We start from the raw sequence: 25,175 nt of genomic DNA, 5'->3' as shown, positions 1-25,175 counted from the left end.
AATGATATTTTTTCGTTATTAATTAATGGATTATTTTAAGGAGGATGAAACTTGGTAAAGCAATTCTGGAAAGATGCTGTTGAAAGATATAGTAATCAAGTTTTCCTGAAGTTTAATAACGATCAGTATACGTATAAAGAATTTGATAAGCTCACGAATCAATTAGCAAATGGTCTTTTGGATTTAGGATGTAAACAAGGAGATAAGGTTGCACTGCTTTTTAGAAACAGTCCAACGTATCTTCAATGTTTCCTCGCTATAAGTAAAATTGGTGCCATTGTAGTCCCGCTTATCAATGGGTTAACCCCGCAAGAAATCAAATATGTTTTGAACCATTCCGAAAGCAGTTATCTTATTACGGATCATTCTAATTATCAGAATGTAAACATTATTCGGGACGAATTAAATGATTTAAAGAAAATTGTTTTGACAGGTAATGAAATTCAAAGTGAGCATTTATTTGAGCAGCTTTTAAACAATAAAGCTGAAGAGCCAATAGGTATAGTCGTTAAACCAGATGACCCAATGGCCATTATGTATACATCAGGCAGTACCGGGACACCCAAAGGGGTCGTTTTGCCAAATTCCAGTTTTTCCTCATGTGGAATAGCATTTTCCAGAAGATTAAATTACCAAAAAACAGATACTATTTTTTGTACCATTCCATTATTTCATGCCGCTGGTACCCATATGTCCATAGCCGCTGCCATCGCATGCGGGGCTGCCGTTTCTTTAGTTGAGAAATTTAGTGCAAGTACTTTTTGGGCTACAGTAGATCATCATCAAGTGACAAAAGCATTACTGCTGCCAACCATGTTATCCATCCTTATGACTTTGCCTCCACAAGAAAATGACCGTGATCATTCTTTGAATCTTGTCATTTCCCACATTCGGCCAAAAGAATTTATGGAACGTTTTAATGTAGACATTTGCACAACTTGGAACCTGACGGAAATAGGTGCTATGGGTACATTGACCTCACCAAATTATAATCGTTTTGAACCGAAGCTAATTGGCTTGCCATTTCCGGAAAATGCACAGGTTAAAATAGTAGATGAATATGGAAATGAGGTTGAGCCAAATAAAATTGGAGAATTATTATTTAAACATCCAGATGTTATGAAAGAATACTTTAAAAACCATGCCGCTACTCAGACAACATTAGTGAATGGATGGGTCAAAACAGGTGATTTAGGGAGAATGGATAACGAAGGAAGAGTCTATTTTGAAGGAAGACTTAAAAATGTTATTAAGAGATCAGGAGAAAATATCTCAGGAGAAGAAGTGGAATTTACCATTATGTCACACCCTGCTGTAGAAGAATGTGTTGTATTCAGCGTTCCAGATCCAATTAGGACGGAAGAAGCGGCAACTGTTATCGTTATTAGTAAACAGTCTAAAATTTCTCATCTCGACATTATTGAGTGGTGTAAAAGAGAACTATCAGACTGGAAGATTCCGAGATATATAGAATTAACCCATGAACCTTTGCCAAAACTGCCAAATGGAAAAATAGATCGCGTTAGGATGAAATTTAACTCCTCCAATTCGATGGATAGAACAAAATTAAACAGCTTGCAAAAGTAAACCCACTTAGAAAACCAATTAGGTTAAGAGATGTTGAATAATATTAGGCGAGGGGAAGATGGTCTGGTCTTGATGAAAATAAGATTATCTCTCCAACTAGCAGGAGGGACTGTAAATGATTGTTGTGTTAGCTGGAGGTGTAGGCGGGTCAAAGTTCTTAAAGGGAATAGTAAGTGCAACTGAGGAAGAAATCACAGCTGTCATTAATACAGGCGATGATATTGATAGATTTGGCCTATATATATCCCCGGATATTGATATCAATATCTATACGTTAGCTGACGTTATTCATCAACAAGGATGGGGATTTAAGGATGAAACGTATTCGTGTCAAAGTATTTTATCAAAAGTCTACGAAGAAGATTGTTGGTTTAACTTAGGAGATAAGGACTTAGCTACACACATTTACCGTACTTTTCTCCTAAAGCAAAATAGGAGCCTATCCGAAGTTACATTGAAAATGTGTGAAGAATGGAATATTCCTATACGAATATTGCCGATGTCCAACGAACCAGTAACCACATATATCCATACGCCAGGAGGGAAATTCCATTTTCAGGAATACCTAATAAAACGTAAAATGTCAGATCAAGTGTTAAAAATCGAGTTCAATGGAATAGAAAACGCTTCACCAACACCCGGTATATTGGAAGCCATTAGAAAATCGGATCTCATTTTATTTGCGCCTAGTAATCCTTTGGTTAGCATTAACCCAATCCTATCTCTACCTGGAATAAAAAAGGCCATTCTTGAAAGTAAAGCGAAAGTGGTGGCTGTTAGTCCAGTAGTTGGCGGGGATGTTATTAAAGGTCCAGGAGCACGAATGCTTAAAGATTTAGGTATCGATGTTTCACCATTAGGGATTGCCTCATGTTATTCAGACCTACTTGATGCTATGGTCATTGATTGCCGTGATGAAGAATATGCTGAGTCTCTAAAACAATTAAACATGGAAACTTTAGTAACAGATACAATTATGGATTCGGATCATAAAAAAAGAAAATTAGCAGAAAAGGTAATGGATTTTGTAAGGTATCAGCTTGTATAAATACATTTCAAAATGAGGAGTGGTTACAGTGAATTTGGCAATTGTTATGCAAAAACCTATGAATAATGCCAAGACAAGGCTTAAACACTGGCTCTCTTCATTTGAACGCATCAGTCTTGTTCATTCAATGCTTTTTGAGGTTTGCAATACATTATCAAAAGTTCCATCTATAGATAGAATCGGTATCGTGACGAGTGATCCCACGGCAGTTAAGGTAGCGAATCAATTTGGTGCTCATGTTTTTTACGAGAGGGAACCAAGGGGAATGAATGCCGCCATAAAATTTGTCGTAGACCAATTGCCTAGAGAGGTAAATAAACTATTAATTTTCCCGGCAGATATTCCTCTGATATCAATAAGGGAATTAAGTATAATCATAAGATTGGCGGCCGAGACACCTGTTACTATTATTCCATGTCGTAACGGAACAGGAACGAATGGGTTGATATTATCCCCCCCAGACATCATAAGCACTGCTTTTGGGGTGAACAGTATGGTTAGGCATTGTATGAATGCACAAAAAGCAGGAGTAAACTATTCAATTATTCAAAATTCTTCCCTAGCTTATGATATAGATACTGTAGAAGATCTACTTCTCCTAAAGACATTAGGAGAGGGGACTAAAACAAAAGATTTTCTTGAAAACAATCATATCTTTGAAAAAATCCTTCCTAGAAAGATGAATCTTTAAAATCGTCTTGTTTTGCTTTAGCGATAAGAAAAAATCAATTTTTAGATAATAGGCAGGTGATCATTTTGCGTATAAGTATAATTGGAGGAACAGGAAATCAGGGAAAAGGCCTGGCTCTTCGACTTGGGAAGGCAGGGTATCAAATATTATTAGGTTCGAGGTCAAAAGAAAGAGCAGAAGATATTGCAAATGAATTGAAAGAAAAAAATCCAGATATTATTATTGAAGGTTTAGGTAATATAGAAGCTGCTAACAAGGGTGACTTGATTATTTTAACGATCCCATATACATCTATTGATAAAACGGTTTTAGAGTTACGTGAGGCAGTAAAGGGAAAAGTGGTGGTTGATACATCGGTTGCGCTCGTCCCTGGAAAACCCCCCTCAACGAAACGAGTACCTGAGGGGTCTGTGGCACAAAAAATAAATAACATCATAGGTGATGAAGCAAAAGTTGTATCAGCTTTCCATACTATATCAGCACATTTATTACAAGAATTGAATAAAGAAATAAGTGGCGATACCCTAATAGCGGGTGATGACCAAGAAGCAAAAGAAATAGTATCGATAATGGCTGAAAAAATTGGATTACGGCCGCTAGATGCGGGACCGCTGCGGGTTTCATCCATTTTAGAAGAACTTACGTCCCTATTAATTGGTATGAATATAAGGTTTAAGAAAAAAAGTATTGGTGTAACCTTTACAAATATTTAGATTTGTAACACCGCGAACCGGCATTGTAGGACCTGAAAGCAAAATTGCTTTCAGGTATTTATATTTGGTTCTAACTTGTAATTTAATATGAACAATATGTTTACAAGTGTTATCTGGAGTTTACATTAATTTACACCCTAATTTTTATGTGGATGTTACATAAGGTGACGCAAATGTTATAAATACTAGTTTAATAATATTGCATTTACTAACAGCTAATAAGAAAAAGGCTGGCATAGTTATTGCATAGATAAAGTTATAGGTGAATGAAGAGAAAGGGGATAAGTATGAATATTTCACAGTCTCTTGAAAGACATGCGTTTATTAACGGAGAACGTACTGCAGTAAAGTTTAAAGGCAAAACCTACTCTTACAAACAAGTAAATCAAAATGTTGACGCATTTGCTCAATTATTGACTTCATTGAATGTAAAACAGGGTGATAGAGTTGCTATTTGGCTGCCAAATAGCATGGAATTTATTTATGCATTTTATGCAGCCTTAAAAATTGGGGCGATTGCTGTACCGATTAACCATTTATTCAAATCTGCTGAAGCTAATTATATTTTAAAGGATTCAGGTGCCAAAATAATCTTTACAACCAACGAAAAAATCCCCATGTTAGAAAACAATTTACCGAATTTAAATAAAGTGATTATTACTGACCATTTTCAGACAGATTCAGAGCAATTTATAGATTTAAAGTCTATCCTTACCAATTATAATGGGCTGTTCTGTTCTAAAGATTTATCTCCCGACCAAGGGGCATGCATATTATATACATCTGGTACAACTGGTAATCCTAAAGGAGTGGAACTTTCCCATTATAATTTAAATACAAATGCTGAGTTTTATGCTGATAGTATTAACCTGACCGAAAATCATTACGGCTGTATTGTAACCCCTCTATCTCACCTGCTTGTTTTAATGGCAGGGCTTATCTTGATCTTTATGAAAGGAGGGAAATTTTACCTCTTTGAAAAATTCAGTCCAAAAACAGTGGCCTCAAAAATCTGTGAAGAAAAAATTAATTTTTTTATTGGTGTCCCTGCCATGTACTATATGTTCCTGACCTTGCCAGACGCACCATGTTTTGATATGTCTAGCTTGGAATTATGTATTACAAGTGGTGGTCATATGCCATTGGAGGTTCGGAAAAAGTTTGAATCCCGGTATAATACTAAAACTATTCAAGCATATGGTCAAACAGAAAGTTCTCCTGTCATAACAGTTGATATGTTATCTCGTGAACGCCGATTTGAAAGTGTAGGTTATCCGATTCCACATTTAGAAGTAGCGATTGTCGATGATAAGAATCATTTTTTACCACCTCATGAACCTGGTGAAATAATCGTCCGAGGTCATTGTGTTATGAAAGGTTATTGGAATAACCCTGAGCAAACTGATAAAACCATTATAAATGGCTGGCTTCATACAGGTGATATTGGAAAAATGGATGAAGATGGTTATGTTTATCTACTAGATCGGAAGAAAGACTTAATTATTGTAGGGGGATACAACGTATACCCGGTAGAAATAGAAAATGTACTTTACACCCATCCTGCCATTCTGGAATCAGCTGTAATTGGTCAGCCTGATGAACGCTTGGGTGAAATACCTAAAGCTTTTGTTGTATTAAAAGAAGGAGTTTCTGTATCGAAAGAAGAGATCATTCAATTTTGTTTGGAACGTTTAGCTAAGTATAAACAAATACGGGAAGTGGAGTTTATAAAAGAAATTCCAAAAACTCCTTCAGGAAAACTAATGAAGCGGGGACTTAAAGCGCAGTACAATTAAATGGTGGAAAGAGGAGGGAGAATGATCATGATTCTCCCTTTTTACATGTCTTCTGGCCTACTCAGCGGCAATGTTATATTTTCTCATCTTGGAATATAACCACGTTCGGCTAATTCCTAATATCTTACTAGCTTCTGACTTGTTCCAGTTTGCTTGTTTAAGTGCTTCAGTAATAAGTGCTCTTTCTTTTTGATTTAGGTTTTCTTTGAAATCTTTAGGATTTATCACCGTTTTTTCCTCAATCATTTTTTCACTATAATTAAAAATATCACTATTTTGATGCTCTAAAATGTATTCTGGTAAGTCAGGGATATCAATATAACCGTCTGTACTTAAATTTGCAGCCCGTTCCAAAATATTTTGTAACTCACGTATATTTCCGGGCCAGTTATATTTTAAAAACACATTTTTAGCTGAATCCGTAATGCCTTTAATATAGAACCCAGATTTATTTAAACGTTCTAAAATTGCGTCAGTAATCTCAGGAATATCGCTTATCCGTTCTCTCAACGGGGGAATATTGATTCTTAGAATGTTAAGACGATAATAAAGGTCTTCCCTAAAAGTACCTTTTTTTATCATTTCCTCCAGATTTTTATTAGTCGCTGCAATAATTCTAATTTTTAGACTTATTGTTTTAGTACCTCCTACAGGCTCAAACTCTTTTTCTTGTAGAACTCTTAATAGCTTTGATTGTAAATTTATTGGCATATCACCTATTTCATCAAGGAATAAGGTGCCGTTTTGAGCAAGTTCGAATTTTCCTTTCTTTCCCCCTTTTTTTGCTCCAGAAAAAGCTCCCTCAGTATAGCCAAAGAATTCTGACTCTAATAATTCACCTGGTATAGCGGCACAATTTACTTTAATAAATGAACCGGATAGGGAGGAGGCAGTGTGTATGCCATGTGCAAAAAGCTCTTTGCCTGTACCGCTTTCTCCTACTAATAGTACTGTTGACCTGCTTTGTGATGCTGAATAAGCTTCTTTTTTTGCTTTTTTAATTTTGTTAGATGATCCAACAATATCGGCAATCGAATATTTTGTCCCATTATTTTGACTAAAAGCTTTATCATCCGATAGTTTACTCACTTTATTTAAGGCATCATGGAGCTGCTTTAATCCACGGAAAGTTATTTTCGAAATGGCACCAACTAATACTCCATTATTCATAATTGGTAAATTCGATATCAAGCATTGCTTAGAATTAATAATTTTTGTAACACCTTGAAGGGGGATCCTCATTTCAAGCACTTCTTTAATCGCTAAATCCTGGAAATCGGTGATGGTTGATTTACCTACTAAATCTTTTTCATTTGCTCCAAGAAGTTCACAAAATCCTTTGTTTACCATAGTAATAACACCGTATTTATCAACTAAAGCTATCGCATCATATGCCAGTTTTACTAAGGTTCGAAGTTTTTCTTCCCATTCTTTAGTAATTTGAAGTTCTTCCATAAGAGACTCAATATTTGTTAAATTATCAATTATGATTATTACTCCGATCAATATTTTGTTTTCAAATATTGGATTGCAGTCTACTAAGAATGAATATCCATTTAATTTTACTTTTTGCTTAGATGGTTTTTCCCTGTTGACATACATATATTCAATCATGTTCCTGATTACTTTATTTTTATGGATAAAACTTTCATTACTTCCTTCCTCATATCTCAATATTTCTCTAGCAAGGGGATTAATAGCTGTTACCCTCATATTTGTGTCTACCGATAATACTCCAAACCGAAGGTTATCGAATAATAATTGAAGTTGTGATTGAAACAAATCAAGAGTCCGGGTGTATGCAAATAATATTTGAGAAGTAGAAATAATTCCAACTACTTCTTTTTTTGAGTTAACAACTGGGGCATGACCTATTTTATACTTCAACAGTTTTTCTCTAGTTTCAAGTACTTGTGAATCTGGTGATATACATATGGGATTGAAATTTATTAAAGGTTCAATAGAATCTGCTAAGGAGTAACCTCTAGCTATTGCATTGATGATTTTATTTTGTGTAAGGATCCCTATTAGAATAGAATCCTTGTTAACAATTGGAATGATATTTATTTTGTATAAAGAGAAGATCTTGGAGGCATTTTCTAACGAGGTATCTGCAAAACATGGCTGAAAGTGAGTTGCCATAATACTCCTTATTTCCACAATTTCCACTCCCTTAATACTCTAAAATTTTAATAAAGAAAATGTAAGCGCTTTAAAAATAGATTGCTTTTAGAATTCTTTTTTACCACATTCCATATAAACCAGTTGTTATCAAAGATGAACAAAGTGCCAACAATATGTAAACATTTCGATTCTTTTGTTTACATTAAACCACAAATTAACAGAAAAATAAATATATTTACAATTACGTGAATGTTTAGATGGAATATTTAATCACGGTTTATAGCCAAAAATTAAGGGCCATCATTTCAATTTAATAACTTGGTATGATTATTGCATTAAATCTTAGTAAGAAAGTATCATTGCCTTTTTCAAGACTTGTTCAAAATCCTGAAAGGGGGGGGAAGATGCGTGAAGCCGTAATAATTGATGCAATACGAACTCCAATTGGAAAAAGAAATGGCTTTTTAAGTGGAATGCGGCCCGACTTCATGTTAGCAGAGGTGATGAGTAACCTAATTATTAAAAATGAAATTTCAGTTGAGTTATTGGATGAAATAATAATAGGACACAGTCCGCTAATCGGGGAAGCAGCATCCGAAATGGTTAAATTGGCTGGCATAAGTACCGGAATACCAATGCATAACTTAGGAGCAATAATCAGCAGACAGTGCAGATCCAGTCAACAAGCTGTAAATTTAGCTGCTCAAGCTATCCTCAGCGGTGACCACGATATTGTAATAGCAACAGGAGTAGAATTTGTGTCGGGTTTTTCAAAGCTTTTAAATAAGAATGTATGGAAAGAAATAAACAAACAAAGGGTTGCTGCTGAACGGATAGCCGATATTTGGGGTATAAGCAGGAAACACTTGGATCAATATGCCTTAAACAGCCGTCAAAGGGCATTTCAAGCAAAAAAAGAGGGGCGTTTTGAAAAAGAAATTCTGCCATTGGATTTGATTCAACCAAATGGAAAAACCATAGAAGTGAAACATGATTCCCATTTAACTAAGGAATACTCCATTGAAGATTTATCGTTAATACAACCATTTTTCCAGGAAAACGGAAAAATCCACATAGGAAACTCAGGAAAAATAAGCGATGGAGCTGGAGCTGTCCTGTTAATGTCTAATACAAGAGCAGAGGAAATGGGTTTGCGACCTCGTTTTCGTATATTAAACAGAACAGTCCTGGGTACAGATCCATCAATCCTATATACAGGTCTTATTAAAGGTACGAATGAAGCGTTAGTGAATGCTGGGATTAATATCGATCAAATTGACATTTTCGAAATAAATGAAGACTACGCATCAGTACCCCTTATTTGGCTTCAAGAAACAAAGGCTGATCCTTCAAAATTAAATCCAAATGGCGGAGCAATTGCGTTGGGGCATCCAGTTGCGGCTACAGGAATCAGAATGTTATCAACAATGATTCATGAACTAGATAGAATAAGCGGCAGGTATGGTTTAATGGGGGTTTGTGAAGTTAATGGAATAGTAAATGTTACAATTGTTGAAAGAATTTAAAGACAATAAAATGTAAGGGTTTACAGCTGGTTTGTGATTTTGTATAGGGGGTGGAATACTTTGTTTGAAGGATCTTGATAATATACAGTTCTATTAAAGTTATATCTTAATTAGATCACATTAGGAAAATACTACTTTAGTTTGTTAACTAAAATATAAGTTTTATAAAAAAGGGGGAACAAAGGAAATGATAAAAAATAAAAAGCAAAAGTTTTTTACTATCATTTTATTGATTATTTCATTATTCACCATCACTGCATGTGGAAATCAGAGTGCCAGTACAAGCCAACAAGGTAAGAATGTGTCACAAGGAGTCACTGACAAAGAGATATTAATTGGTCATTTAGGACCTCAAACCGGCCCTGTAGCTGTTTATGATTATTTTAGAAAAGGCATTGATGCTTATTTTAAGTACGTAAATGAAAATGGTGGTGTTAATGGAAGGAAGCTTAAGCTAATTGCTTATGATGACCAATATCAACCTTCTAGAACAATCAAAAATGCAAAAAGAATTGTAAATGAAGATAAAGTATTTGCTATGTTAGGAGATCCATGCACTCCTTGTAACAGTGCTGCTAGGAATATTTTTGAAAAGGCTGGCATTCCTATGGTTATGATTAGTTCAGGTGCTCAACAATTTGTAAATCCACCGATCAAGAATTATTTTGGATCTAGTATCTTAAACTATCGAGTCGAAACGCGAGTTTTCGTTGATTATGCAGTTAATCAGTTACACGCTAAAAAAATCGGAGTCGTATACCAAAATGATGATTATGGTAAAGAAGGGTTAACTGTCTTAAAAGACTCTAAAAACATTGAACTTGTAGCCGAAGTACCATACGTTGCCGGAGATACCGATCTGAGTACACATGCAGAGCATTTAAATAAGGCTAAACCTGATGCAATTATGGTGTTAGGAGGACCTACTCAAGCAGCAAACCTGAAGAAAGAATTATACAAGATTGGGATGAAGGATACACCTTATATTGTTTCATCCGTAGGAGCTAATGATAGAAACCTATTTAAATTAGCGGGTAAAGATGTTTGGGAAGGAACAATTAGTGCAGCTGCATTCCCAATGCCTGATGTTAGTAATGATCCAAGCATGAAAACCTATGTAGAACAATTTAAGAAATATTATCCTAATGACCCAATAGATGGATTTGCACAAAATGGCTGGGCAATTGCTGAAGTATTGGTAGAAGCTTTAAATAGAACAGGTAAAGATTTGACATGGGATAATTTTTTTAAGGCATTGAATTCATTTGACAATTGGGATGGATCTATTTATGAAGGTGTTACATTTAATAAAAATAATCATTATGGGTTGACAACCATGATCCTAACTCAAGCAAAGAATGGTCAAATTCTTCCATTGTCAGGTCGAATCACGTTTGATCCTGATACGACTGAAATTACTTACGAAAAATAATTTACCCTAATTTATCAGAAGAATTTAAAGCTCATTAATTGTTGTTTGAAATAAGAGGAATAATGGATTTGATACATTATTCCTCTTAACATGAACAGCACTCGTCAATTTAATTCTAAGAAAAGAAAGGCGGGATCAAATGCAAATTCTTATGAGTGGTTTAATCTTTGGCTGCATCTATGGTTTGACAGCACTTGGATTGGTCTTAATCTATAAGACAACAGATATTGTAAACTTTGCGCAAGGCGAAATGGCGATGGTTACTACATTTGTAAGTTTTGTTTTTCTATCGAATTTTGGATTTGGGTATATCCCTTCATTACTATTAGCATTAATATTTGCTGCAATATTTGGTATTGCTATACATCAAATTGTAATGAAACGAGTACAATCTGCGCCCCCATTAAATCAAATTGTTGTAACTCTGGGCTTATTCATGATTTTAAATGGTATGGCCGGGTTAATTTGGGGTCATAAACCGACCAGTTATCCTCAAGCTGTAAAGGGTGATTCCATAAAGCTTGGCAGTGTGTTTATTACACCAAATGAATTATTCATTCTTTGTATAACATTTTTTTTGATGCTTATTTTTTTCCTTTTATTTAGATTTACTAGGGTTGGATTAGCCATGAGAGCTTCTGCACAGGACATAAAAGCATCACAGTTAATGGGTATAAAAGTAACAAGTGTATTTACAGCTACATGGGCAGTAGGGGCTATCCTTGGTGGTGTAGCAGGGATCATGACTGCTCCAATAACATTTTTAGATACACAAATGATGTTCGAAGTTTTAATAATGGCATTTGCAGCAGCTGTAATAGGCGGGTTTGTTAGTTTACCGGGAGCAGTAATTGGCGGTTTGTTCATTGGTGTTTTTGAAAACTTGATAGCCTTCTATATTTCTCCAGAAATGAAGTTGGTATATACATTTTTATTAATTATTTTAGTTCTTTATATACGCCCACAGGGTATTTTTGGAGGCAAACAAACTCTTAAAAAGGTGTGATGATACTGATGTTGAAGCAATTAGGAAACAAAAGGATTGCTTTGGGAATACTGATTGTTTGTATGCTTTTCTACCCTTTTTCCGTAGGATATTCCAGTTATTTTCTCACATTATTTGTAATCACTTGTATTTATGTCATTACATCATTGTCTTTGAATCTTCTTGTTGGATATGGAGGACAAATTTCTGTAGGTCAGGCAGGGTTTTTATCAGTCGGAAGCTATTCAGTTGCCATCCTATCTACTAAATTAGGTTTACCCTTTTTAGTTGTGTTACCTTTAGCAGGAATTATAACAGCCCTGATTGGTTTGCTGATAGGGCTGCCTGCAGTTCGACTGAAAGGGCATTTTTTAGCAGTTGCAACGTTAGGGTTCGGTCTGTCAGTCCCGCAAATTGCATTGAAATGGGATAAACTTACAGGCGGTTTTTCAGGATTATCTGTAACACCATCCAGCCTTTTTGCATCTGAAACACAATTGTTTTACTTTTTTGTTTTCTTAACAGTGTTAATAATATGGCTAATTAATAATATTGTAAAAAGCAGTATTGGAAGAGCTTTTATTGCTATTCGTGATAGTGAAGTAGCAGCACAAGCAATTGGTATAAACCTTTCGTTTTATAAAACAACCATGTTTGTTATCAGTTCCTTCTTCACAGGTATAGCAGGGGGGATTTATGGTTATTGGGTTGGATTTGTAAGCCCCAATGATTTCGTCATTACAAACTCTTTCCTAATATTAGCCATGATCGTAGTAGGGGGATTGGCCTCCATACCAGGTTCCATTATTGGGGCACTTTTGTTTTCTATTATCCCTCACTTTACAGATAGTTATGTTGGAATTACCAATATTGTCATAGGAGTAGCCGTTGTCCTCATCATTTTATTTAAGCCTAAGGGAATGGTGTCTATGTTTAATTTCAAACGAAATAAATCAGAAAAAACGAAAAAGAATGAACTGCTATTAAAGGAGGAGGGGAATAGAGGTGTTAACATTTAATGATGTAACTGTACAATTTGGTGGTTTAACTGCCGTAGATAATCTTTCCTTTGAAGTTCCTGAAGGCAGTATTTATTCAATAATCGGCCCTAATGGTGCAGGAAAGACTACTGTATTTAACTGTATTAGTCGTTTTTATACGCCAGCCAAAGGCAGTATAAAGTTCTGCGGAGATGAAATAACAAAATATAAGCCGCATCAAATCATAAACATAGGGATCGCTAGAAGTTTTCAAAATGTGGAACTTTTTTCTAAGATGACCGTTCTCGAGAACTTATTGACGGGCTTACATCCAAAACTAAGGAAAAATATTTTTGCCATTTCTTTGAATCTTCCAACTGTAAAAAGGTCTGAAGAAGATTCCAGAAAGAAGGCTTTTGAAGTAATGGAGTTATTAAAAATCACTCATCTGGCAGATGAACAAGTTTCTAATTTATCCTTTGGATTTCAAAAAATGGTTGATATTGGAAGGGCGATAATGGCAGATCCAAAATTAATATTATTGGATGAACCTGTAGCAGGAATGAATCCGATTGAGACAGAGAAAATCAGTCAACTTATTCTTAATTTAAAAAATGAAATGAACTATACTGTTTTGTTAATTGAGCATGATATGTCACTCGTAATGAAAGTTTCAGATGCTGTAACGGTTATGAACTTTGGGAAAAAAATATCAGAAGGAACACCAAAGGACATTCAAAATGACCCTGTTGTTATTGAAGCATATCTAGGTGAGGTGAATTTACATGCTGAAGTTAAATGACGTACATGCTTTCTATGGTCGTGTACATGCTTTAAGGGGAGTTTCGCTTGAAGTTCCAGAAGGAAAAATTATTTCCTTACTTGGAGGTAATGGTGCAGGAAAGTCGACAACCCTTAACGTTATTTCCCGTCTCATTCAACCAAAGGAGGGGAATTTTGAACTCAATGGACAATCCATGTTGAAGAAATCACCTAGTGACATGGTTAAACAAGGAGTCATTCAATGTCCAGAGAATAGAAGGGTCTTTCCATTGTTAACGGTGGAAGAAAATCTAAAAATTGGTGCTTACCAACGTAAAGACAAAAATATTCAATTAGACATGGAAAAGGTTTATACTTACTTTCCCAGATTAAAAGAAAGAAAAATACAAAAAGCAGGAACATTAAGTGGGGGCGAACAACAAATGCTTGCCATTGGGAGGTCCTTAATGGGAAAGCCCAAAATACTGTTACTTGATGAACCTTCACTTGGAATTGCTCCGATTTTAGTAAGTGAGATATTCAAAATTATTAAGGAAATAAATAATGAAGGAACAGCTATTCTCCTTGTTGAACAAAATGCACATATGGCAATGTCGATTTCAGACTATTCATACATTTTGGAAAACGGGCGTGTTGCCTTGGAGGGTAACTCTGAAGATCTAAAAAATGATGACGAAGTGCGTAAACTCTATTTAGGTGCTTAAACAACAAGTGTAAACACAAAAAGTGTAAACAACTGTTGACAACAATCTGGAAATTGTAAATAAGTTTACAGAAAAATGAAACTTTTATTTACAATAAATCATATATCAATACCGTCCAAAATTTTTAACTTTACTATAACCATTATCACAGTAGTGATATTACCTCATTAGACTATTGGCACGATAATTGCATTATAAATAAAAGAAAGGTGGATTGAAAAAGGATTGTGATTCTATGAAACATAAATTCTATCTTTTCAAAAATAATGACTGGAGTTGATTTAATTGAAACAACAGGCTTATGAAGAATTTAAAACAAGGCTGTTTGAAGCAATATGGAGAGATCTTGATCCGCTAGAAGAAGAAATTGAGAATAATGAAGCCCTTCCATACGATAAATTGTTCCCCATGCTAAGGGAAATGGGCGCCTTTGGATTAAGGCTTCCAGAGGAATACGGAGGTTTAGGCTTAACGGTTTCACAATATATCGATATTATTGCCGAGTTTTCGAAAATTCAAGGTGGAATTAGAGCGGTCGTCCATGTACACAATTCAATGGCATGTGCTTTCTCAAAGATTGCTAATGAAGAGCAAAGGAGAGCGGTCTTGCCAGGATGCGTGGCAGGAGAAAAATCGGTAGCCTTCGCCTTAACTGAACCAGATCATGGAACAGGCCTGGATCTTGGCACTACGGCTACTCGTGATGGAGTCGATTTCATTATAAATGGCCGGAAACATTTAATCACTAATTCCGATTTTGCGAGTCATTTTATTGTATTTGCGAAAACAAAACCAGGAAAAAGTGAAGATTCGGTATCAGCGATTTTAGTCGAGAGAGATACTCCGGGATTCACAATCGAACCATTACCCGAAACAATGGGCTGTAAGGGTGGAGAGCACGGTATATTAACATTTGAAAATGTTCGTGTTCCGGTGGCCAATTTACTTGGAGAAGAAGGAAGAGGGGTCTATCAATTAGAAGAAGCTCTGGAAATTAGCAGGCTATACATTGCTGCGACGTCGTTAGGTACAGCTGAAAGAGCCTTTGATTTGTCCGTACAATTTGCCAAAGAAAGAAAAACCTTTGGAAAACCCATTGCGGAACGCCAAGCGATTCAAAGATATATTGCGGAAATGGGCATAGATATCTATGCATTAAGGAATATGATCAAAGATGCAGCCAAAAAGTGGGATAGTGGAAAACGGATTCCGGCAGAAGCCTCCATGTGTAAACAATTTGGGCTGGAAGCTGTCGGAAGAGTAACGGATCGAGCGCTGTTGGTGTTCGGCGGGATTGGTTATACACGAAAATATCCAATTGAAAGATTATACCGCGATGCAAGGTTAAACTGGCTTGAAGAAGGACCACCGACTATACAGTATATGGTAGCAGCCCGGGAATTTTTTAAAGGTTATAAGTGGGAAGAATAGAAACATAGGGATCTAGAGTAGTTGATTGGATTGCGGAATAAAACTGTTTTTTGCTAGAAGAATACTTTTTTAAGGATAAAAAGGAGATGAATTAATAATGGAACAGAAGGCATACGAAGAATTAAAAGCCAGAATATTTGATTCGATTTGGAGAAATCTTGATCCTCTTGAAGAAGAAATTGAAAATAATGAAGCCCTTCCGTATGATAAGCTATTCCCTCTGCTAAGGGAAATGGGCGCCTTTGGATTAAGGATTCCTGAGGAATACGGCGGTTTAGGCTTAACGGTTTCTCAATATATCGATATCATTGCCGAGTTTTCGAAAATTCAAGGTGGAATCCGAGTAGTTGTCCATGTCCACAATTCGATGGCAAGTGCTCTCTCAAAGATTGCAAATGAAGAGCAAAAGAGAGCGGTCTTACCAGGATGTGCGGTTGGAGAAAAATCCGTTGCCTTTGCTTTGACTGAACCAGATCATGGAACAGGCTTGGATCTTGGCACTACGGCCACCCGTGAAGGTGACCATTTCATTATTAATGGCAGGAAGCATTTAATCACCAATTCCGATTTTGCCAGCCATTTTATAGTTTTTGCCAAAACAAAAGCAGATAAGAGCGAAGATTCGGTATCCGCCATTTTAGTAGAGAGAGATACACCTGGATTTACCATTGAAGCATTACCGGAAACAATGGGCTGTAAAGGCGGGGAACATGGTGTATTAACCTTTGAAAATGTTCGTGTTCCAGTCACCAATTTACTGGGAGAAGAAGGGAAAGGGGTCTATCAATTAGAGGAAGCACTGGAAATAAGCAGATTATACATTGCTGCTACTTCATTAGGAACAGCAGAAAGAGCCTTTGACTTATCTGTAGAATTTGCAAAAGAAAGAAAAACCTTTGGAAAACCAATAGGAGAACGACAGGCGATTCAAAGATATATCGCGGAGATGGGAATAGATATCTATGCATTAAGGAATATGATCAAAGATGCAGCCAAAAAGTGGGATAGTGGAAAACGGATTCCAGCAGAAGCCTCCATGTGTAAACAATTTGGGCTAGAAGCTGTTGGCAGAGTCACAGATCGAGCTCTACTAGTGTTCGGCGGAATTGGCTATACACGGAAATATCCAATTGAAAGATTATACCGCGATGCAAGGTTAAACTGGCTTGAAGAAGGACCACCGACTATACAGTATATGGTGGCAGCCCGGGAATTTCTTAAAGGCTACAGGTGGGAAGAATAATGGACATCCAATTAGACGGCAAAGTTGCGTTGGTCATTGGGGGTACGCGTGGTATAGGGAAGGAATCAGTATTATCACTAGCTAAAGCAGGCGCAAAAGTCATCTTTTCTGGCAGATCAGCAAATAATGCCAATGAAGTTATTGCTGAGGCAAGTAAATTAGGAATAGATGTAAGCGCTTCAGTTTTTGATGTAGCAGATATAGAAGCAACAAATAGTGCAATCAATAAGGTAGTAGAGGAATATGGAAAGATTGATATTTTAGTTGCAAATGCAGGTATCAATCCTATCTTTAAAAGGGCGGAACATGTCACCCCTGAAGACTGGGACCATTTAATGTCCGTTAACTTAAGAGGTTTATTTTTTGCCATTCAGTCAGCTGGAAAACATATGCTCAAACAAGGAAATGGAAGTATTGTTTCTGTTTCTTCTGTTACCTCTGTTAAAGGAACTCTACGCGGTTTGCCATATGTAGCGACAAAAGGCGGTATGGACTCTATGACTAGAACTTTAGCACTCGAATGGGCCGATAGAGGTGTCCGGGTAAATGGGGTCGCACCAGGCTATATAGAAACGGATCTAACTCAGGGTATGAGAAATCACGACTCTCTCAATGATATGATGTTAAGTAAAATGCCTTTGGGCAGATATGGAAAATCGGAAGAAATTGCTAGTATGATTGTGTTTTTATCCTCCGAAGCATCAAGCTATATTACCGGCCAAACATATATAGTTGACGGTGGATACTCATTGTAACATCAGTTAAGAGGAGGAGGGGAAATTTGTCTAAAACAGTATTGGAAGGCCTTAGGATATTGAATTTAGCTGAACAATATCCAGGGCCATATGCGACTCTGATTTTGTCAGATCTTGGGGCAGATGTCATCAATATTGAACGCCCAAATGGCGGGGATCCATCAAGGCAATTTAAAGCTTTCTATGAGAGCCTTAATCGAAATAAACGCTCTTTAGCGGTGGATCTCAAATGTGAAAAAGGGAAAAAAGTATTTTTTGATCTTGCTCGTAATGCAGATGTCATCATTGAAGGATATAGACCTGGGGTAGCTAAAAAACTAGGAATTTCATATGAGGAAGTTTTTGCCGTAAATGAGCAAATCGTGTATGCCTCCGTTACCGGATTTGGCCAAGAGGGTCCATATAAAAGCCGCCCTGCTCATGATATTTCCTATCAAGCTATTTCCGGCATGCTTTATAAACAAGCAGATAATGGGATTCCTTCACTATTTTCCAAATTAACGATAGGTGACCTTTCCTCTGGTATGTTTACGGTAATCGGCATCCTATCTGCCCTATTATTGAGAAATCAAGCAGGAAAAGGATCTTATGTAGATATCTCCATGACGGATGGTTTAGTTTCCTGGATGACAACTGATCTGTTTGCTGTGATTAATAATTTAGGAAAGCCAGGGCTGCCGGATGAACCTGGATTTGAGATTTATCGAACTCAAGATGGAAAATTAATAAGTCTCAGTATTGCACATGAGGATTGGTTTTGGGCAGATTTTTGCCATAAGGCTGGGCTTAAACAGTTTTCAATGCTTAAAGGCGAGGAAAGGCGGACTAGATTTTCAGAGTTGAAAGAAATCGTAGCTCAAGCCATATCTACTAAAACTCAAAAAGAATGGGAGGAGATTTTCGGCAATTCGATCCCTTATGGATCTGTCTTAAGTTTGGATGAAGTACCTAATGATCCGCAAATAAAACATAGAAAGATGTTTGTAGAAGTCCCACCATTAGGCGGCCATCCTTCACGGACCCATATCCGCCAGCCGCTGCAATTTAGGGGATATCAAACCCTTCCGAAAAGACATTCCCCCAAATTAGGCGAGAATTCGAGAGAAATTTTATCTTCTATTGGGTATTCAGAGGATGAAATAGAACATCTATTGATAAATAAGATTTGCTATGAAGAACCATCAAAATAAGCCATAACTAAAGGAATTGGAGGTTTTATTCATGAGAAATATTTTAGACCTTTCAGGTAAAGTAGCCCTCATTACAGGTGCCGGTCAAGGAGTAGGGAAACAAATTGCATTACATTTTGCAGAGTATAATGCTAGGGGAATTATTATTAATGATTTTAATGGTGAGCGTGCAGAAGAAACTGCTAGACAAATCTCGGAAGAGTACAAAGATACAGAAGTAATTGCTGCTCAAGCAGATGTATCGAATTGGGACTCTGTCAGAAACATGGTTGATAAAGCATTAGATAGATTTGGCACGATTGATATTCTAGTTAATAACGCTGGTAATGCAGGCGGAACAGTCCAAGATGTTATGGGAATGCAAAAAACGTTTCTGGAAACTTTACCTGAGGAATGGGAGAAATGGATTGGTGTAAATTATTACGGTCCAATGTATACTTCGAGAGCAGTCCTCCCAAGTATGGTCCAAAACCAATATGGTAAAATCGTAAACATTATATCTGACGCCGGTCGTGTAGGCGAACCAAAACTAGTGGTTTACTCAGGTGCAAAAGCCGGGACTGCCGGTTTCACAAGGGGGCTTGCCAGAGAAGTAAGCCGGTATAATATTACGGCAAATTGTGTAGCTCTATCCACAATGAATACTCCAGGTGTTGCTGAATTTACAAATAACGAGGAAATACTTAAGAAAGTCCTTAAAAAATATCCGATTAAACGTGTTGGTGAGCCTGAGGATGCTGCAAATGCTGTCCTGTTTTTATCATCTGACGCGTCTAGCTGGATTACCGGGCAAACTTATCCTGTTAATGGAGGCTACTCATTTAACCAATAAATATTGGCTGATAGATTCAGAATATTGGAACTACAGGAGGGGGAACCGGATTTTATGGAAACGATTTCATACGAACAGGAAGGCTTATACGGTATTATCCGCTTGAATCGGCCTGATGTATTAAATGCCTTGAATGATGCTTTGTGCGAGGAGTTCATCGACCTTCTTAATAAATTGGAAGATGAAATCGAACCTCGTGTACTAATTATTACCGGGAATGAGAGAGCATTTAGTGCAGGTGCCGATCTTAAATCGCTTTTAGCCATGCAGCAGTTAGGTAAATTAAATCCTACTGAAGAATTTTTGGGTAAGGTAAAAACATTGTTTAATAAAATTGAAAGGTATTCAAAGCCTGTGATTGCAGCGATTGATGGAATTGCCTATGGCGGCGGCTGTGAATTGGCACTTTCTTGTGATTTCCGGATAGCCAGTACAAAAGCTAGGATTTGCTTATCTGAAGTAAAAATTGGTGTTTTGCCGGCTGGCGGAGGAACACAGCGCTTGCCACGACTAATTGGTTTATCCCGTGCAAAATATATGCTGCTTTCTGGGGAGCCAATCGAGATAAATACCCTTTATGATTGGGGATTATTACACGAGGTTGTTTCCTCGGATGAATTGCTTTCCAAAGCCAAGGAGTTTGCAGCACCTTTTTTAAATGGTGCCCCATTAGCGCAAAAAGCTATTAAAAATCTTGCATTATCTTCTACAAATACGGATCTTGATTCTGGATTGGAAATTGAAAAACTGCTATCAAATAATTTGCATCACTCCAATGATGCCAAAGAAGGGATTGCAGCTTTCAATCAAAAACGAAAACCAATATTTCAAGGAAAATGAACCAGGAAGTGACCAAATAGGAAAAATCAGTTCCTATTCGATCTTACATGCAGTCTAAGCATAAAGGAATTTAAATGGAGGAATTAGGGTGAATATTGGAAATTTACATTCCGGATTGGCTGTACATGCAAGAAATAAACCGGATGAGGAAGCAATTGTGTTTTACGAGAAGTCCAGAACATATAAGGAGCTTTTTGAACGAGTAAACGCACTGGCTAACTCATTAATTGATCTTGGTGTAAAAAAAGGTGATCATATCGCCCTTTACATGAGGAACCGCTTAGAAATGGTTGAGATCTATTATGCGATTTCTGCCGCTGGAGCAGTAGGAGTTCCAATTAACTATATGGTTCAAGGTGAGAGTCTCCAAACTTTGATCAATAACTCTGATGCTCACTATCTTTTTGTTGAGGAAGAAACATTGCCGGCTTTAGAAAAAGTTTACCCCTATTTAGACAGAATTACTAAAAAAACAACGATTTTAGTAAGCAACGGTCTGATAGAGACACCATACATTTCATATGAGATCTTTTTATCGAAGGGTTCAATTGAATCTCCGAATGTGGAAGTGAATTCGGATGATGTTGCAGCTATGATTTATTCATCTGGCACGACTTCCCTGCCTAAAGGAATTATTATTACCCATGGGAACGAAATCTTCAGAGATCACTCGTTTGCAATAGAATGGAACCTTAACTATAAGGATGTAATTTTGATAACTGTTCCAATCTATCATTCAATGGGCCATTTATACATTTTCTATATCAGCTTATTGGGATGCAAAATCATTATGACAAGAGATTTTAATGCAGAAAACACACTAAGATTGATTCAAGATTACAAAGTGACCCATGCCTTTTTTGTACCAACCCAATACATCTTCATGCTTGAATTGCCATCTTTCCATCAATATGACCTTTCCTCGTTACGATCAGTTGTATCAGCAGGAGCTCCTATGGCGGAAGTGACTAAAAAACAAGTAGTAGAAAAGTTCAGTAAGAACTTTACAGAATTTTACGGGACATCAGAAATCACCCCTTTAGCGAGTTTACGGCCTATAGATGTATTACGAAAGCCAGCCAGTGTCGGTCAAAGCCCAGCATTTATGGAAATTCGCCTTCTTAACGAACAGGGAAACGATGTAGCAGTAGGAGAGGAAGGAGAATTTGCAGCAAAAGGGCCTTCTATGTTTACGAAATACTATAAAAATAAAGAGGAAACGGATAAAGTGAGAACACCAGACGGATTTCATCGGACTGGTGATATGGGCCGGATGGATAAAGACGGTTTCTTCTATTTGCTCGACCGTAAAAAAGATATGCTCATCAGCGGTGGAGTGAATATCTATCCCAAGGATATTGAGGAGGTAATCTATACCCACCCGGATGTTTTGGAAGCGGCTGTTATTGGTGCTCCTGACGAAAAGTGGGGAGAATCTGTAAAGGCCTATGTTGTTTTAAAACAGGGTTCCATGGTGGATAAAGGAGAAATTATAACATTTTGCAACAGCAAACTAGCAAAGTATCAAAATATCAAAGAACTTGAATTTATTCTCGCTCTTCCAAGAAACCCTTCGGGGAAAATACTAAAAAGGGAATTACGTGATTTGAGCACTAAGATACAGCAGATTAACCCGTAAGGATTGGGAGTGTATATATGATTTTAGAATTTACGGAAGAGCAGCAAATGCTAAAGCAGACAGTCAGAAAATTTTTAGAGAAAGAAATAAAGCCCTATGCAGAAGAGTATACGGATCTGCTGATCCCAAAAGAGCTGGCTCATGAATTAATCAAAAAATTGCTCCCATTTGGTTATGTAGCCGGCTCTTTTCCTGAAGATATGGGGGGAATGAATTTGGATACCATATCCCAAGGAATCCTCTATGAAGAGTTGTTTCGTGTCTTTCCTGGTCTTGGGGGGATTGTTTTTATAACACAGGAAACTGCGTTAACGCTTTATCAAGACGGAAATAAAGAACAAATACAACGCTTTATCCCCAAGCTTCTATCAGGCGACTATATAGGCTGTGTTGCTGTAACTGAACCGGATGTTGGTTCCAATCCATCCGAAGTAAAAACGAGGGCCATCTTGGAAGCTGGCACATACCGAATGAATGGGCAGAAGATTTGGATTTCCAATGGCAGTATATCCGATCTTGCGATTGTTCTTGCCCGAACCGAAAAAGAGGCTGGAAAAAAATCAGTCAGCAGATTAATCGTCGAACGTTCGTTCAGCCCCTATAGCACTAAAGATATAAAAAAATTAGGGCTAAATTCTTGGCCAACTTCCGAACTCTTCTTAGACGATATTTCTGTACCGCAAGAAAATTTGCTTGGAGAATTAGGTGAGGGCCTAAAGTCAACCCTGCAACTTTTCGAGAGGGCCCGCTGTTTTGTTGCCCTGTATTCCACCGGAATTTCCCAAGCCTCTATGGACGCAACGATTCAATATGTGAAAGAGAGGGAGCAGTGGGGTAAGCCAATCGGTCAACATCAGTTGATTCAGGATAAGCTTGCCGAGATGTTAACTGAATTGGATGCAGCAAGATTGCTGGCTTATAGAGGCCTCTATTTGATCGGGAAGGGAGTCCGCTGTGATACGCAAACGTCAATGGCTAAATACTATGCTACGGAAGCGGGTGTGAAAATTACTTCACATGCGATTCAAATCCATGGCGGATATGGATTATCAAAGGAATTCCCGTTAGAACGATACTTTAGGGATGCCCGCATGTTAACGATCCCCGATGGCACGAGCGAAATACAAAAGCTAATCATAGCACGTAATGCAATTGGAATGCCTGCATTTAGGTAGGAATCTAGAAAGGAGGTCAATAAATGGATAATAACGGAAGGCTTTATTATAAACCAGCTAATGCTAATGAAAAACCCTATTTAATCGGAAGTACATGTAAAGAGTGCGGGGATACCCACTTCCCGCCAAAAGGGGCCTGTCCCAATTGTTTAAAAAACAATACATTGGAAGAAGTGAAAATAGGCCAAAAAGGGAGAATCAGTTCCTATTCCATCCTGTATGTTGCTCCTCCTGGTTTCCCCGTGCCGCATATTCAAGCCATGGTGAAGCTGGAGGAAGGCCCGCTTGTTTTTAGTATATTAAATACAGACGATGTGGAAAGCGTTTCCCTTGATCAGCCAGTCAGTCTTACAATTGCTCCTATTCGAAAGAATAAGAATGGAGAGGATGTTATTGGCTGGATGTACCAGCCAGAAGGAGGGGGTTCAATTGCATAAGGTTGCAGTTTTAGGTGTTGGGATGCACCCATTCGGTAAGTTCGAACATAAACATCTTAAGGATTTGGCGAATACAGCCATTTGGAATGCTATTGAAGATGCAGGAATTGAGGCAAACCGAATTGAAGCGGCTTTTGTTGGAAATTGCCTGGGAGGGCTGCTTGTAGGCCAGGAATCCGTTCGTGGACAGGTGATCCTTCGCCATGCCGGCTTTAAAGGCATTCCGATTGTTAACGTGGAAAATGCATGCGCCACCGCTTCAACTGCTTTTCGCATGGCTTGGTTAAGTGTCATTTCCGGAATGCATGATGTGGTCCTGGCCGTGGGTGTGGAAAAAATGTTTGTAGGTGATACAGCAAAATCCATTGAAGCGCTATCGACAGCCACAGACATTGACGTGTGCGGAAATATGGGATTGCAGTTTACCTCCGTTTACGCCATGAACATCAGGAAGAAAATGGATAAATATGGCTGGACCAAGGACGATCTTGGTTTAGTAGCCGAGAAAAATTCCTACAACGGGTCACTTAACCCTTATGCACAATTTAAAAAGCCGTTAACAAAAGAAGAAGTGCTGGCTTCAAAAATGATAGCCGATCCTATCACTTTATACATGGCTTCCCCTATGGGGGATGGTGCCGCAGCAGCGATAATCTGTAATGAAAGAATAGCGAGAAAATTGAAAAATAAGCCCTTTGTACGAGTTGTTGCTTCGGAACTAAGCAGCGGACATGCTTCAATGCTGGAGTCAAAGCCAAAAGACAGTACTACATATTCAACAGCACTTAAGGCTTATGAACAAGCCGGGGTTGGTCCAGAAGATATCAATCTTGCAGAAGTTCACGACGCGATGTCACCAGCGGAACTGAAAATTTATGAGGAATTAGGCTTTTGTGAAGAAGGAGAAGCAATTAAATTAATCCGTGAAGGAAGAACAAAAATTACCGGCGATATCCCTGTTAATCCGAGTGGGGGATTAGCCTCGAGAGGCCATCCAGTTGGTGCAACCGGATTGGCACAAATTGCGGAAGTTGTTTGGCAATTACGAGGAGAGGCTGGAAAAAGGCAAGTAGTAGATATAAATGGTAAATTGCCTCGTTTTGGACTGACGCAAAATGATGGGGGATATGTTGAAGGCGATAATGCAGCATCCTGTATTCATATATTATCTAGGGTCTAATACGGATTGTTAATTTTTTAAATCGACGGGTAAAGAAACAAAGGCAATTCTGTCGGAACTGGGAGTTTCAATCAATAGACAGAC

Annotated in this window: 22 protein-coding genes; 21 read left to right on the top strand and 1 reads right to left on the bottom strand. The window is 37.6% G+C overall.

The window, feature by feature from the left end; all coding sequences use genetic code 11:
* Positions 1-51 precede the first annotated feature (51 nt).
* The 5 genes from PH210_RS08265 to PH210_RS08245 all read left to right on the top strand — a co-directional run bounded on the left by PH210_RS08265 (position 52) and on the right by PH210_RS08245 (position 5,835).
* Entirely contained in the window at positions 52-1,587 is a 1,536-nt protein-coding gene (locus tag PH210_RS08265; protein ID WP_289984540.1) for a class I adenylate-forming enzyme family protein, read from the top strand.
* A 115-nt stretch (positions 1,588-1,702) separates the two neighbouring features.
* Positions 1,703-2,635: a 2-phospho-L-lactate transferase gene (gene cofD / locus PH210_RS08260; RefSeq protein ID WP_289984538.1), complete on the top strand. Its 933-nt coding sequence runs from the start codon at positions 1,703-1,705 to the stop codon at positions 2,633-2,635.
* 28 nt (positions 2,636-2,663) lie between these two features.
* Entirely contained in the window at positions 2,664-3,326 is a 663-nt protein-coding gene (gene cofC / locus PH210_RS08255) for a 2-phospho-L-lactate guanylyltransferase (protein ID WP_289984537.1), read from the top strand.
* Between the two features lie 65 nt (positions 3,327-3,391).
* Positions 3,392-4,039, top strand: a complete 648-nt coding sequence (npdG, locus tag PH210_RS08250; RefSeq protein ID WP_289984536.1) for an NADPH-dependent F420 reductase — start codon at positions 3,392-3,394, stop codon at positions 4,037-4,039.
* A gap of 287 nt (positions 4,040-4,326) precedes the next feature.
* On the top strand, positions 4,327-5,835 hold the full coding sequence (locus PH210_RS08245) for a class I adenylate-forming enzyme family protein (protein WP_289984535.1): 1,509 nt from the start codon (positions 4,327-4,329) through the stop codon (positions 5,833-5,835).
* Between the two features lie 57 nt (positions 5,836-5,892).
* Here PH210_RS08245 and PH210_RS08240 read toward each other — a convergent pair whose 3' ends face one another.
* Positions 5,893-7,995, bottom strand: coding sequence for a sigma 54-interacting transcriptional regulator (locus tag PH210_RS08240; protein ID WP_289984534.1), 2,103 nt, complete (start codon positions 7,993-7,995; stop codon positions 5,893-5,895).
* 368 nt (positions 7,996-8,363) lie between these two features.
* Here PH210_RS08240 and PH210_RS08235 point away from each other — a divergent pair, with 368 nt between their 5' ends.
* The 16 genes from PH210_RS08235 to PH210_RS08160 all read left to right on the top strand — a co-directional run bounded on the left by PH210_RS08235 (position 8,364) and on the right by PH210_RS08160 (position 25,091).
* Positions 8,364-9,485, top strand: a complete 1,122-nt coding sequence (locus PH210_RS08235) for an acetyl-CoA C-acyltransferase (protein ID WP_289984532.1) — start codon at positions 8,364-8,366, stop codon at positions 9,483-9,485.
* A gap of 187 nt (positions 9,486-9,672) precedes the next feature.
* Complete coding sequence (locus PH210_RS08230) at positions 9,673-10,917, top strand: ABC transporter substrate-binding protein (protein WP_289984531.1); 1,245 nt, start codon at positions 9,673-9,675, stop codon at positions 10,915-10,917.
* A gap of 139 nt (positions 10,918-11,056) precedes the next feature.
* Positions 11,057-11,923, top strand: coding sequence for a branched-chain amino acid ABC transporter permease (locus PH210_RS08225; RefSeq protein WP_289984530.1), 867 nt, complete (start codon positions 11,057-11,059; stop codon positions 11,921-11,923).
* A gap of 8 nt (positions 11,924-11,931) precedes the next feature.
* Positions 11,932-12,921, top strand: a complete 990-nt coding sequence (locus PH210_RS08220) for a branched-chain amino acid ABC transporter permease (protein WP_289984529.1) — start codon at positions 11,932-11,934, stop codon at positions 12,919-12,921.
* Positions 12,908-13,684, top strand: coding sequence for an ABC transporter ATP-binding protein (locus PH210_RS08215; protein WP_289984528.1), 777 nt, complete (start codon positions 12,908-12,910; stop codon positions 13,682-13,684). Before PH210_RS08220 ends, PH210_RS08215 begins: the two co-directional genes overlap by 14 nt.
* Positions 13,668-14,369 (top strand): ABC transporter ATP-binding protein, encoded by a 702-nt coding sequence (locus PH210_RS08210; protein ID WP_289984527.1) that lies wholly within the window; start codon positions 13,668-13,670, stop codon positions 14,367-14,369. Before PH210_RS08215 ends, PH210_RS08210 begins: the two co-directional genes overlap by 17 nt.
* Before the next feature lie 285 nt (positions 14,370-14,654).
* A complete protein-coding gene (locus PH210_RS08205) occupies positions 14,655-15,800 on the top strand; it encodes an acyl-CoA dehydrogenase family protein (protein ID WP_289984526.1) in 1,146 nt (381 codons plus the stop codon).
* Between the two features lie 97 nt (positions 15,801-15,897).
* The gene (locus tag PH210_RS08200; protein ID WP_289984525.1) at positions 15,898-17,043 is read left to right on the top strand and encodes an acyl-CoA dehydrogenase family protein; all 1,146 of its coding nucleotides are present in this window, start codon (positions 15,898-15,900) and stop codon (positions 17,041-17,043) included.
* On the top strand, positions 17,043-17,798 hold the full coding sequence (locus tag PH210_RS08195) for an SDR family NAD(P)-dependent oxidoreductase (RefSeq protein ID WP_289984524.1): 756 nt from the start codon (positions 17,043-17,045) through the stop codon (positions 17,796-17,798). Before PH210_RS08200 ends, PH210_RS08195 begins: the two co-directional genes overlap by 1 nt.
* Before the next feature lie 26 nt (positions 17,799-17,824).
* Positions 17,825-18,988: a CaiB/BaiF CoA transferase family protein gene (locus PH210_RS08190; RefSeq protein ID WP_289984523.1), complete on the top strand. Its 1,164-nt coding sequence runs from the start codon at positions 17,825-17,827 to the stop codon at positions 18,986-18,988.
* Positions 18,989-19,019: 31 nt separating this feature from the next.
* On the top strand, positions 19,020-19,820 hold the full coding sequence (locus PH210_RS08185) for an SDR family NAD(P)-dependent oxidoreductase (protein ID WP_289984522.1): 801 nt from the start codon (positions 19,020-19,022) through the stop codon (positions 19,818-19,820).
* A gap of 54 nt (positions 19,821-19,874) precedes the next feature.
* Entirely contained in the window at positions 19,875-20,660 is a 786-nt protein-coding gene (locus PH210_RS08180) for an enoyl-CoA hydratase/isomerase family protein (RefSeq protein ID WP_289984521.1), read from the top strand.
* An 88-nt stretch (positions 20,661-20,748) separates the two neighbouring features.
* A complete protein-coding gene (locus PH210_RS08175; protein WP_289984520.1) occupies positions 20,749-22,299 on the top strand; it encodes a class I adenylate-forming enzyme family protein in 1,551 nt (516 codons plus the stop codon).
* 17 nt (positions 22,300-22,316) lie between these two features.
* Positions 22,317-23,474 carry an acyl-CoA dehydrogenase family protein gene (locus PH210_RS08170; RefSeq protein ID WP_289984519.1) on the top strand — a complete coding sequence of 386 codons (1,158 nt, stop codon included), beginning with the start codon at positions 22,317-22,319 and terminating at the stop codon, positions 23,472-23,474.
* 23 nt (positions 23,475-23,497) lie between these two features.
* Complete coding sequence (locus tag PH210_RS08165; RefSeq protein WP_289984518.1) at positions 23,498-23,911, top strand: Zn-ribbon domain-containing OB-fold protein; 414 nt, start codon at positions 23,498-23,500, stop codon at positions 23,909-23,911.
* On the top strand, positions 23,904-25,091 hold the full coding sequence (locus PH210_RS08160; protein ID WP_289984517.1) for a thiolase C-terminal domain-containing protein: 1,188 nt from the start codon (positions 23,904-23,906) through the stop codon (positions 25,089-25,091). The genes PH210_RS08165 and PH210_RS08160 overlap by 8 nt, the downstream gene beginning before the upstream one ends.
* The last annotated feature ends 84 nt before the right edge of the window (positions 25,092-25,175 follow it).

It is taken from the genome of Paenibacillus sp. BSR1-1 (assembly GCF_030403775.1).
In the GTDB taxonomy this organism is placed as follows: Bacteria; Bacillota; Bacilli; order Bacillales; family Cytobacillaceae; genus Neobacillus.
The sequence above is the reverse complement of the archived record's forward strand: the minus strand, read 5'-3'. Positions and strand labels throughout refer to the sequence as shown.

Bases quoted from the DNA above. Each gene is read 5' to 3' on its own strand.
- cofD (WP_289984538.1), top strand. From the start codon at position 1,703: ATGATTGTTGTGTTAGCTGGAGGTGTAGGCGGGTCAAAGTTCTTAAAG.
- PH210_RS08245 (WP_289984535.1), top strand. From the start codon at position 4,327: ATGAATATTTCACAGTCTCTTGAAAGACATGCGTTTATTAACGGAGAA.
- PH210_RS08235 (WP_289984532.1), top strand. From the start codon at position 8,364: ATGCGTGAAGCCGTAATAATTGATGCAATACGAACTCCAATTGGAAAA.
- PH210_RS08230 (WP_289984531.1), top strand. From the start codon at position 9,673: ATGATAAAAAATAAAAAGCAAAAGTTTTTTACTATCATTTTATTGATT.
- PH210_RS08225 (WP_289984530.1), top strand. From the start codon at position 11,057: ATGCAAATTCTTATGAGTGGTTTAATCTTTGGCTGCATCTATGGTTTG.
- PH210_RS08220 (WP_289984529.1), top strand. From the start codon at position 11,932: ATGTTGAAGCAATTAGGAAACAAAAGGATTGCTTTGGGAATACTGATT.
- PH210_RS08210 (WP_289984527.1), top strand. From the start codon at position 13,668: ATGCTGAAGTTAAATGACGTACATGCTTTCTATGGTCGTGTACATGCT.
- PH210_RS08200 (WP_289984525.1), top strand. From the start codon at position 15,898: ATGGAACAGAAGGCATACGAAGAATTAAAAGCCAGAATATTTGATTCG.
- PH210_RS08195 (WP_289984524.1), top strand. From the start codon at position 17,043: ATGGACATCCAATTAGACGGCAAAGTTGCGTTGGTCATTGGGGGTACG.
- PH210_RS08185 (WP_289984522.1), top strand. From the start codon at position 19,020: ATGAGAAATATTTTAGACCTTTCAGGTAAAGTAGCCCTCATTACAGGT.
- PH210_RS08180 (WP_289984521.1), top strand. From the start codon at position 19,875: ATGGAAACGATTTCATACGAACAGGAAGGCTTATACGGTATTATCCGC.
- PH210_RS08170 (WP_289984519.1), top strand. From the start codon at position 22,317: ATGATTTTAGAATTTACGGAAGAGCAGCAAATGCTAAAGCAGACAGTC.
- PH210_RS08165 (WP_289984518.1), top strand. From the start codon at position 23,498: ATGGATAATAACGGAAGGCTTTATTATAAACCAGCTAATGCTAATGAA.